The following is a 3,704-nucleotide window of genomic DNA, read 5'->3' on the forward strand; positions in this document are numbered from 1 at the left end:
GAACGGACCGTTCGACCAACTAGATGGGACGAACGGTCCGTTCACTCGACCTGGATCGGGGGCCGGGGGTGGGCAGTGGTGGGAAGAGCGACCACCCACCCCCGGCTTCGGGATCAGCCGGCAGCCGGGCGCACGGCCGCCGTAGCGCTGATCACGTTCTTGAGCGCGGTCTCGACCTCGGCGTAGCCGCGGGTCTTGAGGCCGCAGTCGGGGTTCACCCACAGCCGCTCGGCGGGCACCGCGGCGAGCGCGGCCTTCAGCAGGTCGGTGACCTCCCCGGCTTCCGGGACCCGGGGCGAGTGGATGTCGTACACACCGGGTCCGACGCCGCGGCCGAACCCGACGGCGTTGAGGTCGTCCAGGACCTCCATCCGGGACCGGGCGGCTTCGATGCTGGTGACGTCGGCGTCCAGGTCGACGATGGCGTTGATGACGTCGCCGAACTCCGAATAGCACAGGTGGGTGTGGATCTGGGTGGATTCGGCGATCCCGGAGGTGGCGAGCCGGAACGAGCGCACCGCCCAGTCCAGGTACTCCTGGTGCTGCGAGGAGCGCAGCGGCAGCAGTTCGCGCAGCGCGGGCTCGTCGACCTGGATCACCCGGATGCCCGCGTTCTCCAGGTCCTTGACCTCGTCCCGGATGGCGAGCGCGACCTGCTCGGCGGTGATGCCGAGCGGCTGGTCGTCGCGCACGAAGGACCAGGCGAGGATGGTGACGGGCCCGGTCAGCATGCCCTTCACCGGCTTGGCGGTGAGTTTCTGCGCGTACTTGGCCCATTCCACGGTGATCGGCTCGGGCCGGGACACGTCGCCGTAGAGGATCGGTGGCCGGACGCAGCGCGAACCGTAGGACTGCACCCAGCCGTTGTGCGTGCTGGCGAACCCGTCCATGTGTTCCGAGAAGTACTGCACCATGTCGTTGCGCTCGGGTTCGCCGTGCACGAGCACGTCGAGTCCGAGGTCTTCCTGCAGCCGGATGACGCGTTCGATCTCGTCGCGCATCCGCTGCTTGTAGGTGGCGTGGTCGATGCTTCCGGAGCGCAACGCGGCGCGGGCCTTGCGCACGTCGGTGGTCTGCGGGAACGAGCCGATGGTGGTCGTCGGCAGCGGCGGCAGCCGCAGCGACTTGCGCTGTGCGGCGAGCCGGTTCGCGTAGTCACCGCGCTGGGCGTGCTCGGGTTTGAGCGAGGTGAGCCGCGCCTGCACCCGGTTGTTGCGCACCCGGTCGGCTCCGGCGCGGTCGGCGATGCGCCGCCGCGCGTCGTCGAGCTGCTCGGCGACGGTGTCGCGGCCCTGGTGCAGCGCGCGGTCGAGGACGACGACCTCGCCGACCTTCTGCGCGGCGAACGCCAGCCAGGACGCGACCTGCGGGTCGAGGTCGGTTTCCGCGTCGACGTCGTAGGGCACGTGCAGCAGCGAGCAGGAGGTGCTGACGGCGACCTCCCCGGCGAGGCCGAGCAGGGTGGCGGCGGTGGTGAGCGCCTTGTCCAGGTCGGTGCGCCAGATGTTGCGCCCGTCGACGAGGCCCGCGACGAGCGTCTTCTCCCGCAGCCCGGGCACCGACGGGAGTTCGTCCACGGTGCGCTGCCCGGCGACGAGGTCCACGCCGACGGCTTCGACGGGGGAGGAGGCGAGCACGCCCAGCGCGTCCCCGAGGTCGCCGAAGTAGGACGCGACCAGGATCTTCGGCCGTTCCGAGAGCTCGCCGAGCCGCTGGTAGGCGGCGCGCAGCGCGTCCAGGTCGGCCTGCGAGCGGTCCGCGGTGAACGCGGGCTCGTCCAGCTGCACCCATTCGACCCCGGCCCGGTGCAGCTCGCCGAGCAGTTCGGCGTAGGCGGTGACGAGCTCGTCGACCTTGTCCAGCGGGCGGAACGAGGCGGGCGCGCCGTCCTGCGGTTTGGACAGCAGCAGGAACGTCAGCGGTCCGACGACGACCGGGCGGGTCTTGATGCCCAGCTCAGCGGCCTCGTGGTACTGGTCGACGACGGTCTGGTCGGACAGCCGGAACTCGGTGTCCGGGCCGATCTCCGGGACGATGTAGTGGTAGTTGGTGTCGAACCACTTCGTCATCTCCAGCGGTGGCGCGGATTCCACGCCGCGGGCCATCGCGAAGTACGTGTCGAGCGGGTTCAGGCCCAGTTCGGCGAAGCGCGGCGGGACCGCGCCGAAGGTGACGGCGGCGTCGAGGACCTGGTCGTAGTAGGAAAAGGTGTTTCCCGGCACCGAGTCCAGCCCGGCGTCGCGCAGCGAACGCCACGTGTCGGTGCGCAGCGTGCGCGCGACTTCGCGCAGTTCCGCTTCGCCGGTGCGGGACTTCCAGTAGCTCTCCAACGCCCGCTTGAGTTCCCGGTTCGGACCGATCCGGGGGAACCCGAGCACGGTGGATCCGATTGTGCTGGTCAACGCTCTCTCCTCGCGAGCTGGACGGCAGTTCTGCGAGGTCGAGCGGGCAGGATCCGGGCACACGTGGCCGCACGCGGCGGCTCGTTCGTCCAGGTCTTCCCGCGAGACCTCGCAACAGCGCGCGTCACGCAGGACGCGCGCACCGGCGGCAGGTCTTCGGACTCGTGGGCGCTTCCCGGTGGAACCGGGGTCTTCTACTGGCCGTCGCTTCCCGAGCTCGCGCTCAGTGCTGTGACCGGTCGTGGCGACCGGTGACGGCGTTCGTTCCCACTCACCGCTGCGGGGCAGTCCCGGATTTCCACCGGGTTCCCTCTTGCCTCGCGCACCCCCGCTTTCGCAGGGCTGTGCGAACCACCAGCACTTCGGAGGCTACTTGCTTCTGGCGGGAAGACAAGGCCCTGCCGTCCGGATCACCCGGGCGCCGCGACGACCGCCGGAAGGTTTTTCGAGCCGCGGGCAACCTGCCGCGCGGTGGTGCGTCTTGTGAACAGGTGAGGGGGCGGGACGGATTTCTTCCGTCCCGGTGCGACGAAGCGATCGGGAGGAACCGGCTGTGGTGAAGAGCGGTATTCGGGCGGGTGTGGGCATCGGTGCGCTGGCCGTGGCGGCGATGGCGCTGGTGCCGGCAGGGATCGCCGCCGCTGACTCGAGCGAGACGTCCGTTGTGGACTTGAACGGGGACGGAACTCCGGACACCGCGCAGCTGTCCGCCATCGGGGACGGGGCGAAGCAGTCGCTCAAGTTCACTGTGGACGGTCGTACGACCGAGGCCGTGCTGACCGGCGACCCGTCCTTCGGCACCCAGCCGATGCGGGTGCTGGACGTGAACGGCGACGGCAGGCAGGAACTGCTGGTGACGGAGTCCGTCGGCGCGAACACCACCTGGTTCAGCGTGTGGGACCTGGGTGCCGATGGCGCGCCGCGCGAGCTGAAGACGCAGGACGGCGAGCCGCTGAAGATCAACGAAGGCGGCGGGATCGGTGCCCGCCTCGGCTACGAGTGCGCGCCCGCGGGCTCGGACGGCCGGGTCCTGATCACCTTGGCCGCGTCGAACGAGAGCCAGACGACGGAGCCCTCCTACGACGGTTCCCGGGTCGCCTACGAGGTGCGCGACGGCGTGGCCACGCCGGTCGACGACTACTCGTTCACCGGTGTCGGCAAGGACGACGACGTGCTGCGGGTGCAGCCCGAATCCTGCTCCTGAGGGGGAGCCGTGGGGGGGGGGGGGGGGGGGGGGGGGGGGCGGGCGGGCGCCCCCCGCCCGGGGGGGCGCGGGGGGGGGGCCGGGGGCCGGGGCGGGCG

2 protein-coding genes and 1 riboswitch are annotated in these 3,704 nt (G+C 70.8%); of the genes, one reads left to right on the top strand and one right to left on the bottom strand.

The features are described from left to right. Positions 1-113 precede the first annotated feature (113 nt). The gene (gene metE, locus LCD35_RS10635) at positions 114-2,402 is read right to left on the bottom strand and encodes a 5-methyltetrahydropteroyltriglutamate--homocysteine S-methyltransferase (RefSeq protein WP_224962736.1); all 2,289 of its coding nucleotides are present in this window, start codon (positions 2,400-2,402) and stop codon (positions 114-116) included. A 129-nt stretch (positions 2,403-2,531) separates the two neighbouring features. Next, a riboswitch (cobalamin riboswitch) is annotated at positions 2,532-2,773 on the bottom strand. 185 nt (positions 2,774-2,958) lie between these two features. Here metE and LCD35_RS10640 point away from each other — a divergent pair. Next, complete coding sequence (locus LCD35_RS10640; protein WP_224962738.1) at positions 2,959-3,606, top strand: VCBS repeat-containing protein; 648 nt, start codon at positions 2,959-2,961, stop codon at positions 3,604-3,606. Positions 3,607-3,704: the final 98 nt, after the last annotated feature.

It is taken from the genome of Saccharopolyspora sp. 6V (genome assembly GCF_020176785.1).
Classification (GTDB): Bacteria; Actinomycetota; Actinomycetes; order Mycobacteriales; family Pseudonocardiaceae; genus Saccharopolyspora_C; species Saccharopolyspora_C gregorii.